Raw genomic sequence first — 24,260 nt, 5'->3', positions numbered from 1 at the left:
CTTTACATGGCCACCGTTCAAAAATGGGGAAATAGCTTAGGTTTAAGAATACCAGCAAGTGCAGCACGCCAAATTAATTTAAACGATGGAAGTCAGGTTACAGTAACTGTTCACGGTAATGAATTAAAGATAAAAAAAGTAGAAGAGGAGCCATCCTTAAAAGAGATGCTCTCTAATGTAACTTCTGAAAATAGACATGAATATATTGACCTAACCCCGATAGGAAGGGAAATCATTTGATGCCCATTCCAAAGCGTGGTGATCTTTTAAATCTTCATTTCAATTCACACGAACATGAACAAACTTTAGAACAGTTTGTACTCGTATTATCTTCAAAAGACTATAACGAAGTAACAAAACTCGCAGTAGTTTGTCTTATTACAAATCAAGTAAAAGGCTATCCTTTTGAAGTAAAACTACCTAACAATTTGTCTGTTGAAGGCGCTATCTTAACTGATCAGATAAGAAGCATAGATTGGGAAACACGGGAAATAAAGATAATAGACCAACTACCAGAAGAGTTTGTTCAACGTTGCATTAGAAAAGCGCATAGGATTATTCCTATTGAGGAAGAAGAATAGAAGTAGTTAACAAATTAGGAATATGTAATACTAAAATTAAAATAAAAAAAGATAAGAAAATGGCCTTTGCTTATTGTGGAAGGTAAGCAAAGGCCGGTATGACCAAGAAAAGCGTGGCAGCAATTCTTTGGTTTCATAATTATATATCTGTAGTATACCCTTGTATATATGATTTATGCAACCAATATAAGCTTTTTTCGGCGTGCCCTTATCTATTTAAAACTAGAGAGGGTTTTTTGTTATGACGCAAACTATTGGATTCACATCTGGAAAAAAAGCACGAGGCGAGCTACAACTTCCTATTTTGCATTTTGTTGCAGTAGACGATTGGATTGAAAAATTAGGTACTGACGCTTTCTGTGCGTGGTTAAAATTTTACAGTTGGTGTGATCGATCATCAAACCGTTTAGATAAAGAGAACGACGTTATTCCAACTAGCTTCACAAAGATTATAAAGCGCTTAGGTATCGGTAAGCAAAAATTCTACAAGCAGATTTTGCCTGCTTTGTGGAACTATGGGTTGATCGATATTATTGAATATCAAGAGAGTGGATCTGAAGGTCAAAAACCAATGAATGTTATTGTGTATGATACTCCACAAAATTTAGCAGAAAATAAAATTAAGCCCTTAGAAAAAATTCGAGATTATGAGAATGATTACACATCCTCAGCTAGGACCTTTGCAAAATTAGGAGGTAGAAAAAAGAAAACAGAAAAGGTGAATGCAAACGTAAGTTCCCCCGGTTCTAAAATCAAACCGGGTGTGGTTCTGAAATCAAACCGGGTCGGTTCTAAAATCAAACCCAATAATGTTTCAAAAGTGTTTAATGATTCAAATAATATTAATAATGATTCAAATAAAGATCAATCTATAGAAAAATTAGACGTTCCTTTACCAATAAAAAAGACTTTATACAAAAATAGAAAAAGATTGATTGATGATAGAATTAGTATAAACGATGTAGAAACTCAATTTAAATCTTATGAAAATACTTTGTCTACTTACGAATACGATAGTGCTTTAAGTTTTGTTCTAGAGAAGACACCTGATAAAATACTCAATTTTAAAGCTCGTATGAAAAATGCTGTTGATAAAAAAATAGAATTTCGACGTAACGCATTAGATGCAACTCGAAAAAAAATCTTAGAAACACCAAATAATATTATTCCATCTTGGTTTAATGATTTAAAAACTGAAGTCAAAGATAGAGAGAATAAAAAAGAAGATCCCATGAAACTAGAAGCAGAAAAAGCTTTGACTAAAGAATTAATTAAAAAATGGAACCAAAAATACCCAACTCAAAAATAAATATTTTTTAGCTTTTTCTTTGAGTTGTTAAATTTTAATATCTCAAATTGTTTACTTATCTTTTTCTATAACAAATAGAAAATAAATCTTAATGTTCCAATGTATGAAATGTTTTGTATAAATAGTCAAAGTCTTTTTTGTATAAATTATTTGGATAAATAGCAAACAAGACATGCAACTCTCCAGCAAGGCGGTACGCCTCATACAGATGGTCTCTATTTCTCGTTTCATGATAATCAGCTATCATCTGCAGTAGCGTAGAAAACCGTTTAATAATTTCGCCTTCTTCCAGCTTTTTTAATTTGTTTCCCAACAACGCCAGGCGTTTTCCTTTTGGCACTTTCGCTTTTGGAATCGTATCTAAGTTGTTCGATAAGTACATGTTGAGGTAGTTGTAAAAGTAGGAATACTTTTCGATTTTACGTAAGCAAACGATAATAAACGCACAAAATTCGGTGTCATCAAAATGGTATAAGCTAAAAAAGTTATTATAGACATCCTGAATATCTTCTACGATACCCTCGCTCAAAAATAGACGGGTATGTCGATTGTGCAGCAAATGATATTGCAATCCTTCCGGTAGGGTAGACTCTTTAATCTTATCGTCCAAGTACATTTTTGTTATTCTCACCCTTTCTAATGATACGTATAGTCTGTCGACGTATAGTCATCATTTTACCAGAATAAAGAGATGAAAAAGACATCCGAAGCTTTTCCACATCATGCCCATATTCTCCACGTTATTGGTCAACAGGTTCGTTGTTACCGAGAACAGAAAGGATGGTCTCAAGAACAACTGGCGTTTGAAAGTGGCCTTCACCGAACCTATATTGGAGGCGTAGAACGAGGGGAGCGAAACATTACCATTGTGAATCTCATTCGCATTAAAGACGCTTTAGAAATCCCTTTGCAATGGTTATATCCAGAGTCCTAATAAAAGTCTATACGAGTTTTCGAGTGCTGGGTTGGTTACGTTATCGCGATGATATTGAGACTTTGATGACACTAAAATGAGACTTTGGTGAGACTTTGATGACACACCATTGAGACTGAGAACATGATAAAGTAGTAGAGTACCAATAGACATTGACCGATGAGCTTACCAGAATCATCTGTTGTAAAAACACACACTATCATGTTCGTATCTTTTCGATCGAATCGTAAGCACAGGACTATCCGCCATGAGGTAGACGTTTTTTATGTCGTTGTATTATTTATTCTTGTAGCATTCAACACATGCTATCGAGGCTAATGCAAAAGAAGAGAGGCTTCTAAAGCCTCTCTTCTTTTCACATGAAAAAAAGACAATAGGGAACAACAACCAACCATCTGGAGAGTCAGGAACCATATATCCTGGAACAGTCTTAGTAGGCTAAGGTTCATCATTATTGGTACAAAGCGAAAAGGAAAAAGGAGGAATGAAAAGAGAAGCCTTATCAAAACCGAAGCGTTTTAATTTTATTTTTAGAAAGAAAAGAGAATAATAAAAATACAACAAAATAAACAAGATACGTTCGGGTGATAAGCACTATTTTCTATGGGCCAAGGAAAAAAAGCGTGGCAGCAAAAGAACCTTGGATAAGAAAAAAACAAACAATGAAAGAAATTTTTCTTACTTTTATACGCACAAACAGAAAGGTATCCAAGACAGGATATCTTTTTTTGTGCCAAAAAATTTCCCGAAAGGGGGAGAAGAACCCCCTCTTTTCTAGAAAACCAAAAGACAGTCTAAAAGATGATCGAATGCAAATACTAATGAGGTTGCATCACGTGTAATGAAACATAAAACAGAGAAAAATAGATAACAAGTGTCTATACGTAAGGAAGAAAAGGAGTAAAAAGATAAACATCGCTTGCAGCAAAAAATAGAATGACCATGTATCTCATTTAGCAAAAGGTACCCCAAGATTTGATTAAAATATGATTTCTTTTCTTCTGAAAAAGAGAAAAAGACTGGCATGAATCGTTCGTATTAAAACAAAAAGTCAGCACATTAAGGGATAAAACAAAAGGCCAATAGTAGCGAATAATCCAAAAAGTTATGAAAGAGAAGACCGGCTTGATACAAAAAAATGCTATAAAAAAGGAAGAAGTTCTTTTATAAAGATATCTTTATGGTAGCTATTGGCCTCCATAGACAAGAATAAAACCAACATATAGGGAGGGAAATAAGGTATAGATCTTGTATTGGCGACTCAAAAGAAAGTACAAATGATGAGTCGAGCAGAATATAAATTATAAAGAATGGTTAAGTGTAAATGAAGTGTAACGAGAGATTGGAGTGGGTGTGAGTCGGGTGTATAGGGAGTGTGCCTAATGTGTATACAGAATGCTTTTAGAGTGTATTTCTAATGTTTTTCAAGTGTTTTGGAAATTATTTATGTTCCCATGTTTTGGTTGGCTCTGCCAACCTTCCCATGCTTTTTGGGAACAGAAACCCCTTATGCTCTTTAATAAAGCACTAAAGAGGTACTGGAAATTGATTTTAATTTTTTGAATTGGCCTCAATATAACTTCAGTGGATTACCTGAGAATCAGGTTATTCCATTGAAGAATGAAGGGTCAGAAAAAAGGAGAAGAGAAAATTGCAAAAGAAAATCAAAAAAACATTTGGTGAGGAAGTTAGAGTGCGTAAAGTGTCAAAGGCAGCAATTCAACAAATTGACGAAATGGCATCTGAAAAAGGATTAAGCAGACAAGAGTTTCTAAGAAGACACATTGAAAGTCTAGCAATGTCTTCAGTACTAAAGGAACAAGAAATGTCATTTAGAGAAAGTTCACAGGAGATATTGCAAGTTGTAAATGACATTAATCGGCAGATTTACGATTTACGTCATGCCATGTTAGATAACCACTAAAAAGAAAAGGGGAACCTTAAATGAGAAAAGGAAATAACACGAAAATCAGAAGGCAAGTAATGTTTCCTAAAAAGTTAGATGACGTTATTTGCGATTGGATGGAAGCCGAAACGTGTACTAGAGGGGAAGCTATTGAACAAATGTTAATGCAGGCAACGACAAAAGGAGAAGACAATAGAAGTATTTATGCTGAAAATGAAAAAGCTTTTATCCAAAACTTATTTATGGAGATTAAAAGTGAATTAAATAGAATAAATGACGTTCAAAAAAGAATAAAATTTAGCATTGATGCGGCAGGTGAAAACTCTGCGATAATACGAGATGCTATAAATGCTTTGTTTACTTATGAAGCTATTTCTATGGAGTTGCCAGAAGAAAATCAAGTGGTTATTCAAAAAATAGTAGATAAACATACACAGAGAATAAACAATTTCAAACAACAAAAAGATCGTCGAATAGCTTTAGAACCAAAAAAAGTTTCATCACATTCGCCTGCGGCCACTACTGTTAATCCTGTCAAAGAAGAGTCTGCCTATAAACCATTCAAACCTGACTTCAGCAAAATTAGAACATGAGTAAAGTAGGCATCATCATTACTAGTAAATTTGTTTTGCCTTCCTCCCTAAAGCAAAAATCAAGTAACAATAATTACAATAGGTACGTGTCTTATATAGATAGAGAAGAAGCAACGAAAACAAAAGAAGAGAACGATAAAGAGGGATTTGAAGGTTATCAGGAATACATGGGAAACGATAAGAAGGCCAGTGGAATATGTACAGAAGATCAAGATTATTTATCATCAAAACAATTAAAAGAAGTAAAAAAGACTTACAAAGGCGTACAAAATAATAACAGTGTGTTATGGCAGGATGTAATTAGTTTTGATAACAAGTAGTTAGAAGAAAACGAAGTGTATGATAATAAAACAAATATCCTAGATGAATATAAAATAGTGATGGTAGCTAAAAAGAGAATGAATATTATGCTTGAATAGTAAGCAATCTACATTAGATACCATGAAACAATTGCACTGACTGTTTCTCTCGAGCTGACTATAAAAAAAACGACTAGATGGTCTATACAAGCGGTTAGAAAGTGCTGTATTAAAAGAAATGAAATAGGTCGCTATGCCAAACCAAATAAGCAAGAATCTCTAATTCTAAAATCTAGGGATAGCACTAGAACATCTAATTTCGATCAATCTCTTCGAATACCTTCAGGCGAAAAAAAGAGGCTTTCCTGTTGGTAGTGCACCCCAAATGTTAGAGTGAACCCTAACGTTTGGGGTGCAGTACCGTATCTCATCGGCTTATGTAAAGTAAAGGCTAAAGACTAGGACTAAAAACTTATTTTAGTCTTCTAGGGTATCCCAGATCCAAACCTCATTGTATAGTAAATATAATAGGGATCACCCGAAACACGCGTGTTCGGGTGCCCCCCTTTTTCTCTTTTGTCTTCCGGATAGTAGGCCGGATGTCTAGAGAAAGGGACCTTAACCCAATCCTTCCTATGTTTATAGAGATTGCTTGATAGAAGAGACAGCATGCTTTTCTTCCAGGCCAACACGTTGATTTTTCTTTGTGTTGGCCTTTTTCATATCTTCATTTACCTAAAGGAGGGTTTATCATGGTCGTACCTCTTTCCTCCTGCGCTTACCTGGTTCGGAAGAAAGATCATGAAATCATTGTCGGCACGTGGATCGATCTTCAGTCATGGGAACAACAAGGCTACGAACTGATAGCCTGCAGCACCGAAGAAGAACTTTATTTGGGCATCTGCTCTTATCGCGAACAAGAGTGGATTATTACCATCGTGTCCCCCTTACCCACGTTTCAGGCGTTGTTGCATGCGTCCTGCGAACGATCGGTTACAGCCAAAATGACTATTCTGCCTACCAAAAAGGTTTCCAGGTAACGCTTGACACGCCTTTCTGGAGAAGGGAAGCGTTTAAGATCTCCTCTCGAATGTAGCCTTTTTCTCCTCCTTCTTTAAGTAATAGAATACTTGGTACCAGACGATAGCTGATTTCCTTTTCTTTGTATATAAGACACATACCTTAGAGTAATATCCCTTTTTAGGAAAAGTAGTCCAAAAAATACGCACAAAGGAGGCACGCAGTGCCCTATTTTCAAGCCAAAGATGCGAAATTGTACTATGAGAAAAAAGGAGACGGACCGATTCTATTGTTTATGCCGCCGCCTGGGTTAGGGGTCGCGGTATTTGAGCAACAGGCCGACCTGGAGAAAGCGTATTGTGTCGTGACATTCGATCCAAGAGGAAATGGAAAAAGCGAAAGCGGGGGCTGGAAGACGTTCACCATGAAGCATTGGGCGGAGGATGTGGCGGACCTGATCGATCATCTGGGGGAAAGAGTCATTCTCTGTGGCTATTCGCTCGGCGGCACGCCCGCCCAAATTACCGCGCTGCAGTACCCGGACAAAGTGAGAGCGCTTCTTCTTGTTAATGCGTTTCCGGTAGTGAATACGTTCCTGCTGGGCTTGAAATTTAAGCTGGGAATCTGGAGTGCCAGCAGGGACCGGCGCAGCCTGCTGGGGAAAAGTTTGTCATTGACCCACACGAAGAAAAAAGGCCAACAGAAAAGAATCGCAGCCAGCATGAAAAGCAGTAATTCCACCCTGTTAAAACAAATGTACAAGCATGGGAAAAACTACGACGGACGAAAACGTTTAACAAACCTGACCTGTCCGGTGTTTGTGATGTATGGAAGTGCTGATGTACTGACACGAAAGTATGTAAAGGATTTCCGAAAAAAGATTCCCGCTCTTTCTGTAACCTGCATCAAAGGAGGAGCCCATCAGCTGCCTACCAAGCAAGCAAAAGAAATCAATGGAGCTATAGTTCAAATAAAAAATCGTTTAAATGAAAACTAATGGTGTGAAAGCCTGGACTGCAGCTTCGATTGGTTATCAGGGAAAGAGGTATAGTTTCCTGCTAGACAGGCGGAAATCTGCAGCCAAAGAGAGATGATGAATAAACGGAAGAAAGAAACGCTATCTTTTTCGTTTGATTTCTGTTTTTACAGGATGAAGGGGGTGGGGCAATGGATAATCTACGATTCATGCAGAAAAAATAAAAAAAGAAAGGAAGGATCATTTGCATCATGTGATCGCGTTATTGATTAAATTGGGATTTACCGCCCTTCTGATAGGGATGGTGCTCTCTATCTTATTTAACCAATTTAATATGGCAGAAACAGCCGCTGTTTCTCTTTTAGTCGCTTTATGTCTGTACATTCTGGATTTAACGATTATGCCTCAGATTAAAAATATATATGCAGCGCTTGGAGATGTCGTGACCGTTTTTCTCATTCTGTGGTTTTTAGGCGCATGGATGGGGACCGAACCGGTGGAATTGTATACGGGCTTTACGATGATAGCTGTGACTCTTGGGATATTTGAATTTTTCTATCACCGCTTTTTATTAAGCCGGATTTTCCCGGAAGACGAAGAAGGCGCTCAGTCCATGTATGGAGAAAAATGAGTACCACAACATAAATGAATAACAGATGAGGAGGAGAAATACGTTAAGGCGCTGCCCCACCAAAGAAGGGGGGAGAGAAACTTTCGTTTAAAAAACACACAAAAAGCAACGTAAATCATGGGACCCTTCGGCTTTTAGTAAACATGGAAGCAAACGACAAAAAAATAGAAGGAAAGCTATTTATCAGGAACAAAAAAGTCTCTTGATAGAGAAAGGGGGGACGAAAGATGACAACAGATAAAAAAACAGGCAATGACGATTCGAAAGAACAGAAGATTAAACAAGCTGATCCCAAGCGTGACGAAGATGCGCAACGGCAGGTAGACGATAAAGGAGAAAATAAGGAATCTGAAAAAAATCCGGACGATATGGAATAAAAAACAAGAAAGGTGATTGGAGCCGGCGTATTTTATCCTCTCTGTTACCTTGAACCACCACTATACTATGCCTTCTAATTTCTCTTACTTTAAAAAAGGTTTACAAAGCTTTTTAGTGGGAACTATATCTATAAGCTAACGTTTAACACAGGTAAAGACTTAATGATAGGTAAATAATAGAATGTGGTGGGAATTCCCTAGATAGCAAGCTAGGAATAAGCCAGAAAAGGACCTTGGTCTCTTTCTGGCTTTTTGTGTCGAAAAAAACACAAATCAGGGCCCGGCGCGTTCTCATTATTAGAAAGGAGGGAAGAGCATTGGCGAAAAACACGTATGCCCCGCACGAAATATTGGAAGTACATGAAATGTTAACGCTGAAGACCGCGACAGTTGCAAAGTCTGCTCTGTTTCTGGAATATGCAAGCAATGATACGTTGAAGCAGCTGCTTGAAGAAGAAATGGAAGTATCTACAAAAGCCGTCCAGCAGCTGAAAGACATTCTAAAAAAAACATAAAGGGGGAGAACAAAGTGACCCAAAGTAGTGGCAACCCAAAAATAATGACCGATGAAGTGATCGCCACCGAAATGCTGGTAACGGCTAAAGCGGCTGTAAAAAGCTATAGTGTGGCTGTTACAGAAACGGCCTCCCACGATATTCATGAGGTCTTAACAGACCAGTTGAATCAAGCGATTGATATTCATCAAAAAGTAGCTGACTTTATGATTGAAAAAGGCTTTTATCACGCCTACGACATGGAAAAACAAATAGAGCATGACCAGAAAAAAACAGAGGCAGTATTGAAAAAAACAGGCAATGACTCCTAGACACGAGCGATTCTATCTGATTATTTTATAAATCAATCGGAAGGGGTGTTTGAAAAATGGCCGATCCAAAAAAACAGGCAGAGGAAGAGCTTCAAAATACAAGTGAGCAGGAAAAACAGAAAATCTTGGATAGTTTTCAGGGATTTGAAAATTATTTAAAAGATAAAATTCATAAAGGCGAAAAGGTGGGATTAAATGAACAACAGCTGGCCAAAGGAGCAGAAAGGGTAGCTGAACACCTGAAAAACCATAGCGAACCACAGAACTCGGAGGAAAAATTGCTCCAGGAAATGTGGAAAGTAGCAGAAAAAGAGGAAAAAAGCGCAATGGCTCACATCCTTGTGCGATTGGCAAAGCAGGAAGGTCAAACAGAATAACGGGTAAAATCACAAGGTAGTAGAGCCGAACGATGCGCTAGGTCAAAGACCTGCTCTCTTTCCGGCTTTTTTTCATAAATATTATTTTAATAAAAAAACGTAAGAAGGTGGTCATATTATGTTTTTTCATCAAAAAGAACTGCAGTTTCATTCCAAACCCGATCGTCCGGATCCTCTGTACGCCAAAAAGCTTCAGGAAATTCTAGGGGGCCAGTTTGGTGAAATTTCCGTAGCGATGCAGTATATGTTCCAGGGCTGGAATACCCGCGGGAATGAAAAATATAAAGATTTGGTGATGGATACCGGCACAGAAGAATTCGGTCATATTGAAATGATTGCAACCATGATTGCCCGTCTTCTCGATGACGCCCCGGTTAATCAGCAGGAAGACGCAGCCAGCGACCCGGTGATTGGCGCCATTATGGGCGGCATGAATCCGCATCATGCTATTGTATCCGGGCTCGGCGCTACACCGGAAAACAGCGCAGGCGTCCCGTGGAACGCTGGATATATTGTTGCCAGTGGGAACCTGCTCGCCGATTTCAGAGCGAACTTAAATGCCGAATCCCAGGGACGACTGCAGGTAGCACGGTTGTATGAAATGACCGAAGACAAAGGTGTGCGAAAGATGCTGTCTTTCTTATTGGCACGTGATACGATGCATCAAAACCAATGGATGGCGGCGATTAAAGAATTGGAAGAAAAAGACGGCATCATTGCGCCATCCACTGTGCCCAAAGAATGGGAAGCAACCGAATTCTCTCATACCTTATTTAACTTTTCCGCCGGAGAAGAAAGCAAAGCAGGAAGCTGGGCCGGGGGCAAAGCACCGGACGGCGCCGGTACCTTCGAATACGTCAGCATTCCGGAAGCGCATGCCGAAAAGCCGGTGCTGAAACCAGCGCCAAAATATATGCATAATACGCTGCCTCTGGAGGGAGAAAGCGTAGAGAAAGCTTCGCCTTTAGATAAGCTGCTGGGAAAAGACGAATAGCAGAGATAAAGCACACTGGTACGAGCATCAAAAATATATAGCGATTATGTTCGTTCCTATGGATGGTAATGGATCTCCTATTCAAGACCTTAGCGCTTGACCGTATAGTATGGATGGCTACGACTATTTCTTAGGTAAGATATAGTATTCCTTATGTTTCCAACATGGGGGCTGCACAGCAAGCCATAGACTTAGCCCTATGTAAAACAGCAAGACGCAAGAATCTCAGCGTGACAAACGGAGGGGAAGTCAGAAAAGGATTTTCATCTTTTCCTGGTTTTTTGTATATATAACAAAAACCACTAAGGAGATCGTGTTTTCATCTTACGAAAAAGGAAGCTTTCCATTACCCCCTTGGTAATGTCTCTTTTTTGCATGTACTATGAGCAAATGATTTCGGTATGTACATCAACTCAAGCTATCGCTCTTTACCCTCCCCGAGGATGGATGATTGCAGCCGTTTTCATTTGTTTTCAACCCCCCGCTAACCGGAGTGTTCCGTTAGTGGGTGTGATACGTATAGAGTCAAGACCGAATAATAATAAAAAGAAATAGGGGAATGGCATGAATAGCTTAACGACATATATGATTATAGCTTTTATTGTCCTTATTGTGATAGCACTTGGTACCTTCATTTTAATGAATTAAATCCTCGAGATAAAAAGGGGACGGATCGACAATCGTTTTGGAAGGGTACGTGATTTTCTGTGAACCTGCGGGAAATAACGGAAAAAAGGATAGTGGAAAAAACATCAATTGATCTATGGAACTAAAAGAGGGGGGCTTTATAAATACTCTCTCCAATTTCCTATTGTAAAGGATGGGAAAAAATAATCAAAAGAAAATGGTCATAAAAGAGAAAGGAAGGTTTCACCTCTCTGCCCAGAGAGGGATTATTTACTACTATTCTTTTCATTTAGGTGGATGCCCATCGACAGTGATAGCCATACAGTAGTGCCAGTGTAAACGCTGGCAAATGATCACTTCGTATCTTGCCGTTTCTTTATATTTCTTCTTACGTCACTATGTCTTATCCAAGGCAAGAGAGGGGGCAATGTATGGCTACAGATTATAAGCCAGCATTATGTTTAGAAAATGAGAAAATGAAGTGTTGGGTGCTTGTGATGCGCTGCAAACGTTCCATCGTTTCCAAAAAAGAAAAAAACAAAGAGAAAGGAGGCTTTTCTAGCAAGCGCTTCGCTCGAAAAAAAAAGATTGGGAAAATTATGTTTGCGACTCATGACGCTCTTAAAACGAATCATCCCTATGGGCTAATCCTGGAAGAAATAAGGTATACCGTGGTTCTACACAAGGTAAGCAAAAAAGAAACGGCTAATCGGACTTTTTTTATCGTAAAAGGCCATTTGAGTGAGGCAAAAAGAGACAGGGGGTAAAGAGATTAGACATCTTTCTAATAAATTTATCTATTTTTTTATATAACGATAGCCGGATATAGGATACCTAGAACCCTAAAACAAGTGGGGACTCCCGAGAAGAAGCGGGAATGGTAAACTACGAGTCGTTCCTTTTTGTAAGAAGAAAACTCGCACGTTCAAGATGGGGAGATCAAAACAATGAGGTAGATGTTCCTTACGGATCTCTTTCCCGTGTACGTTGTCTAGAATAGGAGGAAAGGCATGACCGATTAGATAGGCAAACAGACCAATATCGCTGCCTACATTGGAAAAACGCTGCGGGATCATCTTGGAAAAAAAGACCCACATCCGTGCATGTTACGTTGGAACCGCCCTTTTTGTTAATACATGTGTAGGGTTTTTAGCCCCGATGGAAAAAAATTTGGTCCAGTAAAAAGAAACCCAGCGAGTGGAAGAAACCCGGCACATTCTGATGGAGCAATTACGGCCAAAAACACCGGGGGTGACGGAAACGTTTTGGCTGAGCGATCGCCTGATTCTGATTAAGCGGACGGGCATCTGTTCAAATTGAAAAAGAGCTGATTGAAGGCGGCTATACGGAAATCCTCCAGCGTGTGAAACGTCCGATGGAACGTCGCATAGTACGCCAGGCACGACTGGAGACATTTCTGGACCGGTCGATAATTGATACGCTTCTGGACTGAGATTTTTAGGACGATGAAGGCTTTATGGTACTAGTATTGCAACCTCTCCATCAAAATCGAAAGCAGGCGTAAATACTTATGTCTCCAAAAACAAGAGGAAGAAAAGGTCATCAAAAGGGCACGTTGGAAACCCATCGGTTTCTGACGTGCCCTTTTGTTGATAAATGGAATAGGGACAAGATACCGCTCTTTCGGATACAAAAAACTGTTTTATTTTTATTCCAGCGCCTGTTCTTCGTCGGTTTCTCTTTCTTGTTCTATTTCTGGACAAAGATGTTGTTCCAGTTCTCTTATAATTCGAGCTTGTTGCTGCCTGATTTTTATCACTTCTTTTCCCATTTCCCCGCTTTCCGCTTTTGTCATTCGAACAGACTGGGCATCTAAGTTTACGATGAGGGGACTCCCTTGGTGGTTGGAATAAAGAGTGATCCCCATTTCTTGAAGGATGGCCTGTTGCTCATCCTCCACTCGACCTAATACTTCCAGTCGGCTTTGGTTCGCTGCGCTCTTTTTTCCAGATTTATTTTGTGGACGAATATCTAGTATTTTATCTAAAGCAGCTAGGCGTTCTTCGAACGTCATAAAGCGTCCCTTCTTTTTTTATTTTATGTATTTCTTGTTGAGCAATGTTTGGTCTTTTTTGACAACCAAAGAGAAAAAAATGTTCCTTGTTTTTCTCTAAAACCCATCCTCTTTCTATATCTACATTTATAAAAATGAAGCAACCTATTATACAAATTCCATTTGTATAATTAGTTTATGATATTTATCAAAAAGATGGAAGATAATCAAGTCAAAAAAAAAGATCGCTTTCCTTGTGGGAAAGCGATGCTCAAAAATATGTTTGCCTTGTTAAAGGGAGGATGGAGATAATAGTATAATACCCTGAATTTCTCATAATAAACATTAAATTCAAAATGTTTAGAAAATTAAGTGAGTACTGATGAAGCCAGAGAAGATAAAAAGGAGATTTTATTTCTATTCGTCTACTACTCCATGCGTTGGCACCAAAAATAGGAAGATAGAGACATGCATATGTTGAGTTGTACTTGAAATACTATTTCCTAAAACCGAATCCGTCCAATTCCATTACGTAAGATCTATCGCTTTTTTGAGAAGTGTCTTGTATTTTCTCATGGTGAATAACTCGTCTTTGGCAAGCATCAACACTTTATGCTCCAGGTACACGTATTTTTGAAAAAGCATCGTGGTTTTAAAGGCTACGGGGAGACTGTGCTCGCAGACATGTTGTTTGGCATGGGAGGCGATAAGAGAAAAATATAAGGTCATTTTCGGATCTGCTTCCAGGGTCGGGGCATCCAGCGCAATGGCCATCGCTATATTCAGCTCAGCCAGTAAAGTGCTTTCGCTTTCCAATGAGTGCTGAAGCCATTCATGCGGATAAAGGTAAAACCCATAAAAGGGAGCAATAGCAGCGACTTTGGCGTTATACGAGGCATGTAAGAGCATATCCTCTACTCCTCTGGGAGGACGCTTCAGGGCGGCAATCATTTCTTCGTACACAGCATAACGCATCGAGTATTTCATGATGACTTCCTTTCTCCGTGATATTCTGTGGAGGCAACATAAAGGCGGTTATGAAAAAAAGATTTATACTAAACTTTGGTTATTTTGTTGAATCATATTAGCAATAACCTGGTAGTATGCGCTTTCATTTACAGGGCGATTGGAGGTTAAAAAAGCCGCTCGTTTCTGCAGGAATTGATACTTATACCAAAGGGCGGCAGTTCGCAGAGACACCGATAAATTGCTGGGATCCACCACTGCGTTATCAACAGCCGCTTCCAAAAAGAAGTCTTTCATTTCCTGATCGGCTTCCATCAAAAACAGCTCGAGCGCAGAAACCATTGCGGTATTCAGGTGATGCACGTAATAATAATCGGAACGTTTGGAATACATCTGCCATGCTTTTGGATGAAAACAATACATATAAAAAGGAAGCAGGATCGTGATTTCTTCGTTCCATTGGGCTGCTTTGAATAGATTATCTAGTGTGTGAAAGGTAGGATCCAGTTCCATGGATAAGGATTCATATACAGCGAAGTGAAATTCATTTGCCACAAAAGTTCCTCTTTTCTCTACATAGGCGCAATGAATTAGGAGGTTGAAAGGGAGAATAGTAGTTGAATGTAGGGGTTAGTTTATGGAAGACAGGCCGGTTGGTAGATAGTAAAGGACATGAGAAGCTGCAGAGGGAAAAGGAGTGAGTGATTGCCTTTACTATAGGGGTTAAGTTGAAAGGCATGCAGAGGTTCTCTATAGACCTCGGGATAAACCAAACATTTACGCTCCAAAAAATGTCATGACCGCTCGTTCTTCAATGTGACTGGAACTATGGATCGGGTTACTACCCATGATAGTCGTTACTTTGTTTGAATCACCCTATTCCATTTTTGTTCTTCATAATACATAAAACTAGCTTATATAACGAAGTATAGGGGATATTAAAACATTGTCAATCGAATATTCCAAAAAGTGCAAAAAAGAGTGTCATTTTTTATTTGGGGGCAAAAAAGTACGTTTAAGAACCTACCACCCGGGAATAATGAAGACAACACCGTGTAGAATAATGACTTGGCTTCGGATAATTAGATCTAATGACCATTAACTTTATACAGGAACGGCTGTAATTAGAGGAATTAATGCCTGCTAATAGGTCGAGAAAGGCGAATAGGCCTTTTTCGGCTTATTTTTTATGGTTTATTCTAGCCGTCTGTATAAAGCAGTAGCATCATAGCTGCCGAAACCAAGGAGTTATCAATAAAAAGAGAAGGGAGGGAATAGACAGTGAAACATGTCAAAGCACTTAGTATGAAATTTCTAATGGTTGCTGTGGTCCTGTTAATTGTTTTGACCGGATTTTACAACGTAGAAGTCGGCAATACGCTGCTCATCAGTTTGATTTTGACCTTGCTGGCATATTTGCTTGGAGACCTGATGGTTTTTCGCAAAAAAGAAGACGGTTCGACTCCACCCGCTGAGGCTCACGTAACCCGAGCTGGACCGGATGATGCGGATGCAGACCAGACAAAGCGTAATGCGATGGCAACGGTGGGAGACATCGTCCTGGCCTTTCTGGTGATCTGGTTAATGGGAGAATTTCTCCTTGCCTCCAGTGAAGACATCATCCAGGCCGCCCTTATTTCCGCTCTAATCATCGGCGCAGGAGAATGGTTTTTCCACAAATACCTGGACCGGAATGTTTTCCCTGAAAAAGACCACCACACAGTGACTTCGAACCGATAAATGACACGTCGTCGTGGAAAGGTCTAGATATTTGTTTAACTATTTTGTTAAAAAAAGCAGCAAACCTGTTTTCTGTAGGAAAAGAGTTCGTTGGTATATACTAAAAGTGTAAGGGACAAGCAAAGGTGCCTTATCATTGAAGTGATCACATGCCTGTTTCCCGGGAAGCAGACATGTGACCTTTTTTGTTTAGAGGGTTTTAGAAAAAGGTAATTATAATAAAGGCTCATTTTTGAAAGGAGAACGTCTTGCATGCCTATACACGAAGAAAATGAACTGCAAGTAGCAAAACGGTTAGGAAAAATGTTTCAAACGCAGTTTGGGAAAGGGCCTGAGAGCACATACGTGATGATCACCCCCCCTTTTGTAACGATACATTTAAAAGGATTTCTAGCTTCTATGGAAGAGGTGTTATTGCACCAGGACAAGGAGCTGCAACTAGAACAATTACGCGAACAAATGATGATCAAAATTCTTCCTGTGATTCAGCAGATTGTGGAAGAAGCAACCAACGAAACGGTTCTGGACATGTATTATGATTGGAATTTTCGGAAGAACAAAAAATGCACGGGAATGGTGTGGGTTGTACTGGACGTTTCTCTATCACAAGTAGATGAGTTTCCATGGCCCAAAGAATTAAATCAAAATATGTTTCGCCGTGAGATTATTGCGCTTAGCAAAAAAGTGCAAAAGGAACCGGAGGAAACGAATCTGTATTGGTTAAGCCCGCGACTGATTTTAGTCGAACGAATTGGCATCTTTGTTGAAATTGAAAATGCATTAATTGAACAAAACTATGGCGAGACCTTAAAAACTGTAAAGCGACCGCTGGAAAAAAATTTATTTGCTAAGCATGTGCTGGAGAGCCTGTTGCAGCGAACGATCCAAGAAACATTTGTCGATTGGCACTTTAAGAAAGACAAAGGATATTTACTGATTGGTTTAGAAAAGCCGAAAGAAACCCGACAAAAGGGGAGAAGCAACACTAAAACGGATTGATGTAAAAAGGAAAGTGTGATATAATTATCAGAATATTAAAAACGTACTAACCATCCTATACATCTAAGGTATAGGCAGCAAACAAGAACGTTTGTTGTCCAAGCCACATCTCCTTTCCAGGGCAGATGGGGCTTTTTTCATGGAATAATAAAAAGGAGGAATACCCATGACCCCCTTCGTTTTTGTCCATGTTGTTCAAAACAATGAAGTACTAGTGGGCACCGTAGAAGAAATGGAGGCTGTCACAGGACAGGTAATGGATCGTTCATTTACAGACATGCAAAAATTGATGCAAGCCCTCCATTTTTATCGTTCGCAGGAAGTAATTATTACGTTTATCTCTTATCCTTCCGCTTTGCAACAGGAATGAGAAAAAGATGCTTGTACCTTAGAAAAAACCTCGATCTATATAAGTAATACGACTATGGACGCGCAGGCTAACATAAGAAATTATTCATGATTCGATTTTCTTTAATAAGGGAATCATTCTTTGTATAAACATAAAATGTACGGCGCGGCCGTTCTATAAACCCAAGGTACAGGCAGCAGACAAAAACGTTTGTTGCCCAAGCCACACCGCCTTTTGAAGGCAGGTGTGGCTTTTTTTATGGACTATTCTGAAAAGGAGGAAGCCATCATACAACAAAAAGAGTTACACATGGTAAAAGAAATAGATGAATGTATGGGGTGCGACATCTCTCCTGTTCTTTTTCGCCGTTCTGTACATGTATGGACTCTTATATCCAGTGACAATGAAATCCTGCTTCATCACCTTAACTATCCATTACAACCATTGGTTTAATTTCTGTTGTTATGATTCAACAACCGATCGGGCATTTCGATTATATGCAGCTGACCTCGACCCCAAAACTACAGCAGTTAGCTCAAGAATATCATCTGGGAGATAAACAATATGGCAGGAAATAGCACTCGGATTAAACTAATTTACGTCTACAATGGCCACGACGAATTATCCTTTGTATTCTTTTCTAATACCGTGTCCAAACTAATGGTTGAATTAGGACAGGAAGCGTTTACAGGGTTTATGATCGCGAATCTTTCCACCTGGAAAATCATCAATTAGAAGTGTATGACAAGGATATCGCTGTCATGAAAAAGGAAGCAAAAGAATTCCCGTTAGAGAGGGAATGGATCACGTATTATGTTACATCAAGCAAAATAAAAAGACGGAGGCAAGCCACTTTATAAATTGAGTTTCAGCTGATCTATGTTTCTGTTTAATAGGTGATAAAGAAAAAAAGAAAAGAAAGGTGCGATACCATGGCAACTAAATTACAGGGTGTTTACGAAACCGCCCATGAAGCAAGAGAACGCGTGGAATATTTGAAAAAACAGGGTATTCGTTCCAGCGATCTGTCCATCGTTCTCAATGATGAAGAACGGGGAACCATCTTGGCCGAAGAGACAAATACCAATATTCAGGTAGAGGGTCCTAGACAGCGAAGCAAAGAAACACACCGCTTTATAGACAACAGGAAGGAATCTTTCTCTGGGACGTCGGACGTTATCAAACCCGAAAGCCACACCAAAGCTACTTTAATCCGGTTAGGCCTTTCAGAAGAAGAAGCGCTTCTTTATATCGAGGATATCGAAAGCGGAAATATAGTGGTGCTGGTTCATACGGACAGCTCCTCTGCGGCCAAAAAACGAGGCTGAAACCAATCCCAATCGCTTTAAAAAAGAAGAAACAATGAGCGCAAGAGAATGACCGGTTTATTGTAACGAAATACGATTCAAAAAAGGCGAGTAACGCCGATAACTTCGAATAGACACGCCGTCTGTATGATAAAAAAGGAGGATTCATATGAACACTACCCCTTTGGTAGCGTATCTTTGTCGCAAGCAGAACCAGGAAATTATCGTCGGGACGTTAACCGATCTCAAACCATGGCGGGAACAAGGGTACCAGCTTGTTTGTTTTATTACGGAGGAGGAACTCTATCAGGCTATCGCTCCTTACCATCCTCGGGAATGGATTATTACGACGGTCTCATTTCTACCGGTCGTGCAGGCCCGGCTTCATGCGCTGATGAAAACAAAAGAAGTGAATTTGGATATTGTTCCTCCTCATTCGCTTCTTTCCAATCCTCTTCGTCATGTACAAACGAAGAAAGGATTTTTTACCCAGGATGATCTGGTTAAACGAGTAACCGGATTATAAGTTGGTTCCTGGAGGCAAGAAATGCTTATCTATTTTGGAGTGTTTAAATCTCCCTCAAATAGAATGTATTGGTTCCAGTAATTTATATATGATCTGAAATAAGCAGGAATGGCCTGAGGTAAGGGAGATAGGGGCCTAACTTATCAAAAGAAAGGGGAGGAAACATGGCTGCGACGGACCAGTCAGCCTTATTTGTAGAAAATGGAATCATAACATGTGGAGTTATTGTGATGCATTTCAAATGTCCTCTTGTGTCCAAGCGAAGAAAGCACAAAGGGAAAAGACGTTTTTTAGGCCGACAAAAAACGGAAAACAGCCATCTTGGTAAGGTCGTGTTTGCGATTCAAGGCGCTCTTGAGACACATCACCCCTATGAACTAATCATAGAAGAAACAAGGTACACTGTGGTTCTGCACAAAATTAGCAAAAAAGAAACAGATAATCAGGCTTTTTTTATCGCAAAAGGTCGTTTGAGTGAGTCAAAAACCTTCTCCTCCGTTTAAAGCGTTATAAAGAAAGCCTATCATGACAAGCAGAAATAGCCCTTCCATCTTTCTTTATTTTATGAACGATTGCAAACACTCTTTTTTGTTTGTTCTTAGGTATTTATGGAAAATAATAATTTACTGGAAATTCCAATTATGACACTTAAGTGCTTAGGACCAAAAAGAATAAAGAAACAGGAGAGAGAGGAAGTAATGAAACAGACTTTATTAGGTGCTCTGTACTTATCCACTGCTGCAGGTATATGGGGAGGAATGTTTGTAGCAAGTAAATATGTTCTTGATTATATCCTACCCTTCTCATTAATGGTCTTTCGATATTTAATCGGTTGTGCTGTGCTGTTTTCGATTTTAAAGTGGAGCAGAGTCGCTCGTCCAAGTAAAACAAAAAAAGATTGGATGCTTTTAATCTGGATCGGTTTTATCGGTTACCTGGTGACGATTTCTTTTCAATTTATAGGAGTTAATTTGGCCGATGCGCATACAGCCTCGCTGCTCACAGCTACTACACCAATTTTTCTTGTTCTGTTTGCCAGGATGGTTCTAAAAGAAGCCATTACTGTTAGAAAAGTCATTGCTCTCTCCTTAGCGGTTATAGGAGTTATTATCGTGATTGAATGGGATACAGGGATGGGGGATTATTTAGTAGGAAGCATTATTTTAGTTATGGCGGCCATTTCCTGGGCTTTGCTTTCCGTGTATGTGAAAGTTGCTTCTAGTAAATTTTCTTCTTTAGAAATTACTGGTTACGGCATCTTATTCGGTATGCTTATGGCTGTTCCTTTTATGGTATGGGAGTTGCAGACAACGAATATAGAAGCGCCAAATCTTGCGACCTGGACAGGGATTCTTTATCTGGGCATTGTAGCAACCGCAGGTGGTTTCTTTCTTTGGAACAAAGGAATGGCATTGATGGAAGCGGGCGTTGGATCGTTGTTTTACTTTTTCCAACCGCTAGTTGGAGCAGCTCTAGGGTGGTTATTATTAGGAGAAGAACTTACAGTGAACTTTTTCATTGGTTTTTTGTTCATTATATGTGGAATAGGAGTAACAACCTTAGGGACGCGCAGCAATGAAAATAAAAAGGACGTTTCTCAAATGAGAAACGTTAGTGAACAGTTTAAATAGTAAACATAAAAAAGCCGTCAAGAACGTTCTTTTCTCGACGACCTGCCTAAAACTCGTTGTTCCTTGTCTATTCCTATCCTTTTTTATCGTCAACCTAACGAGAAGTAGGAGATGAAGGGTTTTGATTGGCTGAAGATGAATCGTCTTCTTGAGCAGCTTCTGTTGCTCCCTGGACGTCCCCTTTTGCTCCCTGTATTTCCTCTTTGGTTTCTTGAACGGTGGTTTCTTTGACTTCTTTTAATTCCTCACCGGCTTCTTTAGCCGTTGAAGCGACATGTTCTGCTTGCTCTTTCACCTGTTGGGTCTGCTGCATGAGATCCTTTCCCTGTTTTTCATAAATCTCCTGAAGGCTTGTCGCGATGGTTTTAACAAGCGCCACGATTCGTTGAAAACGGTTTTTGAGTTCTTCTTTATCGACCTGGTCATTCGCTTCTTTTGCTTTTTCTTTTAATCCTGGTCCATCGCTTGAACTACTCGAACGGGACCGTTTTGTCAGCCAAACAATGCCCCCTCCTATAGCTGCAATAGATAGTAGAACTGCCGGAGCCGTTTTTTTCGTTTCATCGGTTGGTGTCTTTTCTTGATTCGTTGTCATCTGAATTCCTCCTTTTGTTATTTAGCAGAAAAGTATTGGTATCATCCATATAGACAAACATTAGTAACCGTGAGATCTATGGCTTTTCTCCTGTTCTTTATGCTTTTACCGTTTAGAAAGGACCTAAAACCTTTTTCTTGTTTTATAGGAAGCGCACACATCAAACTAGTAAATAGACGAAAAAACATAGAAAAGACCTGAGAAGAAGAAACTCATAAAAGTCATAGTAAACCCTTTTTTGAGATTGTACTATCATGAGTAGAGAATGAGCGGGAGAGGAATAAAGATCAATCCAAAGGCCTATCTGAATGGTTTAAAGAGATGAAATATTAAAAAGTTTAAATTTTCAGCACAATAAGACAGAGGTGTTTGTAAAATCTGAGAAAGGGTAAAATATACTACCTTTCTTTTATTTCTTTGAGGTAGTTGCTGATTCGATTGAATGGGATATAGCATGCCAGTCATAAGTAACTTCTTCCTTTTTTTCTCTTCCTATTAGGGAAGAATAAAAGAAAAAACCTGTTGATTATTGAACTGACCTAGAGATAGGAGACATAAATAAAGCAACTGGACGGACCTTTCGAAATGACCATTGGGCTGTGGTTGTTTCATGGGAAGAATCGCCATCTTTTCTTTGGATAAGCACAAAACAGGAGCTGCCCTCTTTTGAGACAGCTCCCTTTTTCTCATCAAATGTATAGGTGTAAATGTTTCAGAGAACGTTTTTACATCTGAACGGGTCTTGTTTGCGAATAGACCCGCTGCTTGAGTCGCTACTTGGCTCCAAGTGTTTCTTTTTTATTTTATATAGTAAATGATCGCCTCCATTTTTGATATTTTCTTCTATTGGCTTCTTTCATGTAGTTCATCTCAACATCCAACATTCCTAAGTTTAAAGGAGCATCAGGATCAAACTTTCTTTCGATCAAAATTTTAATAAGTATTTAATTATTATAGGGCATAAAGAGTTAGACATAAATAGAGCAAAAAATTAGCTATGTATTTAAATAGGCCACCGTTATTTTAGAAGAGGGAATAAATACGAACGAAAAAGGCGGTGAACGTGATAAAAAAAATAGAACCGATCCGAGATATGCAAAAGATTGAAAGCATGAAACATACTCTTCGCGCTCAACAAGAAAGGGATTATCTCTTATTTTGTATTGGGATTAATTCGCCTTTTCGAATTAGTGATTTATTAGCCTTTCGTTTTGCGGATCTAGTTGATTTGCAGGGTAAGGTGTTAACGGCCTTTTCCATCAAAGTAAGAAAGAAAGAGGAGTATATTCAAGTGGCGATTGGCAAGCATTTACAAAAAGATATTCAACATTATATGGCGGCGACTTTTCAGGAAGACTTGCAGGCCTATGTATTTTCTAACCGAGAAACAAAGGTCCCGATATCCCGCCAGCAGGCGTGGTGGATTTTAAAAGGGGCCGCTCATGACTTAGGGTTATCGAATATTGCACCTCACTCGTTACGGAAAACGTTTGGGTATCATCATTATAGGAATGGAACAGATATTAAATTAATCATGGAACTGCTGAATCATAATAGTGTGAGAGAAACATTACGCTATATTGGGGTGATACATGAGGAGAATGTCAAGGTAATCCCACCACTCGATTTATAGAATTGAGGAACAAAGCTTTGAACTAAGCCTCATTCAATAACCTGTTTAGTAAAAAGCACTTTTCCGTTTACGTTATAATAAAGCTGTATAAGTATCGTATCAAGAAAATTAAATCGTTTGTAAAAGTACGGTTTTACAAACAGAAAGGGAGAGAAGAGGCTAATCACTGCCATTTTCTCTCTTTGTATAGGAAGAGTTTCGGATAACCGTGATTATGTAAATTCAAAAGATTTCACGAGAAAGTTTGTGAGTTGTAAAAAGACTTTTTTCTCTCCACTTTTTATCGTCAAATCCTTTTGGAGATTCACGATAAATAAAGCTTTCTTATCTGTACTACCCCTCCCAACAGTAACGACATTATTTACTATAAGAGCGTACATACTTTTTGTTTTTTTTAACGTATCATCAAGTTAAAAATCTAATACGTGAAACTGTCTTTATATTGTTTGAGTTCCACATTCACGTCGACATCTAAAATACCATCCATAGCTGCGAGATCGGTATTAATAAAGGCGATTAAATCGTTGTTTTCGGAAAAGTAGGCTTGAATCATCAGATCGTGTGCACCGGAAAAAGCCCCAACAAAACGTACCGCATCGAATGTTTTTAGTTTTTGAGCTACCGCATCCTGCATGCCAAGGCGGGTGCTGATACCAAAAATGGCCTGCACATCAAGACCAACCTTTTTAGGATCTGTATGAATGACGTATTCAAAAACATCATCCTGAAGCATCTTATTGACTCGCGAGCGTACCGTTCCTTCGCTAACGTTCAACAAACGGGCAATGGTCGAATACGACTCCCGCGCATTTTGTTTTAGATAATTCATGATCGACAAATCCGTCTGATCCAAGTTTAAAGCCATATCCCAACACTTCCTTTTCTAATGAAAATGACATACCTTTTTTTATGCATAGAAAACACGTACTGTAGGGAGAACTATTAATGGGACTATTTTACAAAAACGTAGTAATAACAGATGACCATTCTCCGCTTAACTGAGTGTCGAAAGATGGAACCGGGAGAGGCGATAATGGATAAAAAATAGTA

Annotated in this window: 31 protein-coding genes; 25 read left to right on the top strand and 6 right to left on the bottom strand. The window is 39.1% G+C overall.

Annotated elements, in window-relative coordinates:
- Positions 1-6: 6 nt before the first annotated feature.
- From AC5W2J_RS16475 to AC5W2J_RS16465, 3 genes are all read left to right on the top strand, one after another.
- On the top strand, positions 7-240 hold the full coding sequence (locus tag AC5W2J_RS16475) for an AbrB/MazE/SpoVT family DNA-binding domain-containing protein (protein WP_496060562.1): 234 nt from the start codon (positions 7-9) through the stop codon (positions 238-240).
- A complete protein-coding gene (locus AC5W2J_RS16470) occupies positions 240-581 on the top strand; it encodes a type II toxin-antitoxin system PemK/MazF family toxin (RefSeq protein ID WP_496060561.1) in 342 nt (113 codons plus the stop codon). Before AC5W2J_RS16475 ends, AC5W2J_RS16470 begins: the two co-directional genes overlap by 1 nt.
- A 241-nt stretch (positions 582-822) precedes the next feature.
- The gene (locus AC5W2J_RS16465; RefSeq protein WP_496060560.1) at positions 823-1,890 is read left to right on the top strand and encodes a RepA protein; all 1,068 of its coding nucleotides are present in this window, start codon (positions 823-825) and stop codon (positions 1,888-1,890) included.
- Positions 1,891-1,978: 88 nt separating this feature from the next.
- Here AC5W2J_RS16465 and AC5W2J_RS16460 read toward each other — a convergent pair whose 3' ends face one another.
- Positions 1,979-2,500, bottom strand: coding sequence for a hypothetical protein (locus AC5W2J_RS16460; protein ID WP_496060559.1), 522 nt, complete (start codon positions 2,498-2,500; stop codon positions 1,979-1,981).
- Positions 2,501-2,581: 81 nt separating this feature from the next.
- Here AC5W2J_RS16460 and AC5W2J_RS16455 point away from each other — a divergent pair, with 81 nt between their 5' ends.
- The 13 genes from AC5W2J_RS16455 to AC5W2J_RS16395 all read left to right on the top strand — a co-directional run bounded on the left by AC5W2J_RS16455 (position 2,582) and on the right by AC5W2J_RS16395 (position 12,217).
- A complete protein-coding gene (locus tag AC5W2J_RS16455; RefSeq protein ID WP_496060558.1) occupies positions 2,582-2,824 on the top strand; it encodes a helix-turn-helix domain-containing protein in 243 nt (80 codons plus the stop codon).
- A gap of 1,651 nt (positions 2,825-4,475) precedes the next feature.
- Positions 4,476-4,748 (top strand): hypothetical protein, encoded by a 273-nt coding sequence (locus AC5W2J_RS16450; protein ID WP_496060557.1) that lies wholly within the window; start codon positions 4,476-4,478, stop codon positions 4,746-4,748.
- Between the two features lie 20 nt (positions 4,749-4,768).
- Complete coding sequence (locus AC5W2J_RS16445) at positions 4,769-5,323, top strand: hypothetical protein (protein WP_496060556.1); 555 nt, start codon at positions 4,769-4,771, stop codon at positions 5,321-5,323.
- On the top strand, positions 5,320-5,643 hold the full coding sequence (gene mobL, locus AC5W2J_RS16440; protein WP_496060555.1) for a relaxase MobL: 324 nt from the start codon (positions 5,320-5,322) through the stop codon (positions 5,641-5,643). Before AC5W2J_RS16445 ends, mobL begins: the two co-directional genes overlap by 4 nt.
- Positions 5,644-6,374: 731 nt before the next feature.
- Positions 6,375-6,662, top strand: coding sequence for a hypothetical protein (locus tag AC5W2J_RS16435; protein WP_496060554.1), 288 nt, complete (start codon positions 6,375-6,377; stop codon positions 6,660-6,662).
- Positions 6,663-6,865: 203 nt separating this feature from the next.
- Entirely contained in the window at positions 6,866-7,639 is a 774-nt protein-coding gene (locus AC5W2J_RS16430; protein WP_496060553.1) for an alpha/beta fold hydrolase, read from the top strand.
- Between the two features lie 232 nt (positions 7,640-7,871).
- Positions 7,872-8,249 (top strand): DUF2512 family protein, encoded by a 378-nt coding sequence (locus AC5W2J_RS16425; RefSeq protein WP_496060572.1) that lies wholly within the window; start codon positions 7,872-7,874, stop codon positions 8,247-8,249.
- A gap of 227 nt (positions 8,250-8,476) precedes the next feature.
- Positions 8,477-8,626 carry a hypothetical protein gene (locus AC5W2J_RS16420; RefSeq protein ID WP_496060552.1) on the top strand — a complete coding sequence of 50 codons (150 nt, stop codon included), beginning with the start codon at positions 8,477-8,479 and terminating at the stop codon, positions 8,624-8,626.
- 317 nt (positions 8,627-8,943) lie between these two features.
- A complete protein-coding gene (locus AC5W2J_RS16415; protein ID WP_496060551.1) occupies positions 8,944-9,141 on the top strand; it encodes a hypothetical protein in 198 nt (65 codons plus the stop codon).
- A 14-nt stretch (positions 9,142-9,155) separates the two neighbouring features.
- A complete protein-coding gene (locus tag AC5W2J_RS16410) occupies positions 9,156-9,452 on the top strand; it encodes a spore coat protein (protein ID WP_496060550.1) in 297 nt (98 codons plus the stop codon).
- Positions 9,453-9,508: 56 nt separating this feature from the next.
- The gene (locus AC5W2J_RS16405) at positions 9,509-9,829 is read left to right on the top strand and encodes a DUF3243 family protein (RefSeq protein ID WP_496060549.1); all 321 of its coding nucleotides are present in this window, start codon (positions 9,509-9,511) and stop codon (positions 9,827-9,829) included.
- 118 nt (positions 9,830-9,947) lie between these two features.
- A complete protein-coding gene (locus tag AC5W2J_RS16400; RefSeq protein ID WP_496060548.1) occupies positions 9,948-10,823 on the top strand; it encodes a manganese catalase in 876 nt (291 codons plus the stop codon).
- A 1,058-nt stretch (positions 10,824-11,881) separates the two neighbouring features.
- Positions 11,882-12,217 (top strand): hypothetical protein, encoded by a 336-nt coding sequence (locus tag AC5W2J_RS16395; RefSeq protein WP_496060547.1) that lies wholly within the window; start codon positions 11,882-11,884, stop codon positions 12,215-12,217.
- Between the two features lie 902 nt (positions 12,218-13,119).
- Here AC5W2J_RS16395 and AC5W2J_RS16390 read toward each other — a convergent pair.
- From AC5W2J_RS16390 to AC5W2J_RS16380, 3 genes are all read right to left on the bottom strand, one after another.
- Positions 13,120-13,485 (bottom strand): hypothetical protein, encoded by a 366-nt coding sequence (locus tag AC5W2J_RS16390; RefSeq protein WP_496060546.1) that lies wholly within the window; start codon positions 13,483-13,485, stop codon positions 13,120-13,122.
- 507 nt (positions 13,486-13,992) lie between these two features.
- Positions 13,993-14,451, bottom strand: coding sequence for a hypothetical protein (locus tag AC5W2J_RS16385; protein WP_496060545.1), 459 nt, complete (start codon positions 14,449-14,451; stop codon positions 13,993-13,995).
- 63 nt (positions 14,452-14,514) lie between these two features.
- On the bottom strand, positions 14,515-14,985 hold the full coding sequence (locus tag AC5W2J_RS16380; protein WP_496060544.1) for a hypothetical protein: 471 nt from the start codon (positions 14,983-14,985) through the stop codon (positions 14,515-14,517).
- A gap of 726 nt (positions 14,986-15,711) precedes the next feature.
- Between AC5W2J_RS16380 and AC5W2J_RS16375 the strand changes: the two genes are divergently transcribed.
- The 8 genes from AC5W2J_RS16375 (at position 15,712) to AC5W2J_RS16340 (ending at position 20,982) form a co-directional block, all read left to right on the top strand.
- Entirely contained in the window at positions 15,712-16,170 is a 459-nt protein-coding gene (locus AC5W2J_RS16375; RefSeq protein WP_496060543.1) for a DUF2512 family protein, read from the top strand.
- Positions 16,171-16,422: 252 nt separating this feature from the next.
- Positions 16,423-17,169 (top strand): Na-translocating system protein MpsC family protein, encoded by a 747-nt coding sequence (locus tag AC5W2J_RS16370; RefSeq protein WP_496060542.1) that lies wholly within the window; start codon positions 16,423-16,425, stop codon positions 17,167-17,169.
- Between the two features lie 166 nt (positions 17,170-17,335).
- Positions 17,336-17,539: a hypothetical protein gene (locus AC5W2J_RS16365; protein WP_496060541.1), complete on the top strand. Its 204-nt coding sequence runs from the start codon at positions 17,336-17,338 to the stop codon at positions 17,537-17,539.
- A 543-nt stretch (positions 17,540-18,082) separates the two neighbouring features.
- Complete coding sequence (locus AC5W2J_RS16360) at positions 18,083-18,253, top strand: hypothetical protein (protein WP_496060540.1); 171 nt, start codon at positions 18,083-18,085, stop codon at positions 18,251-18,253.
- A 197-nt stretch (positions 18,254-18,450) separates the two neighbouring features.
- Positions 18,451-18,846, top strand: a complete 396-nt coding sequence (locus AC5W2J_RS16355) for a general stress protein (protein ID WP_496060539.1) — start codon at positions 18,451-18,453, stop codon at positions 18,844-18,846.
- Between the two features lie 148 nt (positions 18,847-18,994).
- Positions 18,995-19,351, top strand: a complete 357-nt coding sequence (locus AC5W2J_RS16350) for a hypothetical protein (RefSeq protein WP_496060538.1) — start codon at positions 18,995-18,997, stop codon at positions 19,349-19,351.
- 164 nt (positions 19,352-19,515) lie between these two features.
- Positions 19,516-19,854: a hypothetical protein gene (locus tag AC5W2J_RS16345; protein WP_496060537.1), complete on the top strand. Its 339-nt coding sequence runs from the start codon at positions 19,516-19,518 to the stop codon at positions 19,852-19,854.
- Between the two features lie 195 nt (positions 19,855-20,049).
- On the top strand, positions 20,050-20,982 hold the full coding sequence (locus AC5W2J_RS16340) for a DMT family transporter (protein WP_496060571.1): 933 nt from the start codon (positions 20,050-20,052) through the stop codon (positions 20,980-20,982).
- A gap of 94 nt (positions 20,983-21,076) precedes the next feature.
- Here AC5W2J_RS16340 and AC5W2J_RS16335 read toward each other — a convergent pair whose 3' ends face one another.
- Positions 21,077-21,577 (bottom strand): hypothetical protein, encoded by a 501-nt coding sequence (locus tag AC5W2J_RS16335; protein ID WP_496060536.1) that lies wholly within the window; start codon positions 21,575-21,577, stop codon positions 21,077-21,079.
- Between the two features lie 1,057 nt (positions 21,578-22,634).
- On the opposite strand from AC5W2J_RS16335, the gene AC5W2J_RS16330 reads away from it, so the two are divergent.
- A complete protein-coding gene (locus AC5W2J_RS16330) occupies positions 22,635-23,210 on the top strand; it encodes a tyrosine-type recombinase/integrase (protein WP_496060535.1) in 576 nt (191 codons plus the stop codon).
- 418 nt (positions 23,211-23,628) lie between these two features.
- Here the strand turns inward: AC5W2J_RS16330 and AC5W2J_RS16325 are convergent, their stop codons facing one another.
- Positions 23,629-24,075, bottom strand: a complete 447-nt coding sequence (locus tag AC5W2J_RS16325) for an Lrp/AsnC family transcriptional regulator (protein WP_496060534.1) — start codon at positions 24,073-24,075, stop codon at positions 23,629-23,631.
- Between the last annotated feature and the right edge of the window lie 185 nt (positions 24,076-24,260).

This window comes from Sinobaca sp. SA16-1, assembly GCF_059510515.1.
This window is presented reverse-complemented; position numbering and strand designations above follow the sequence as displayed.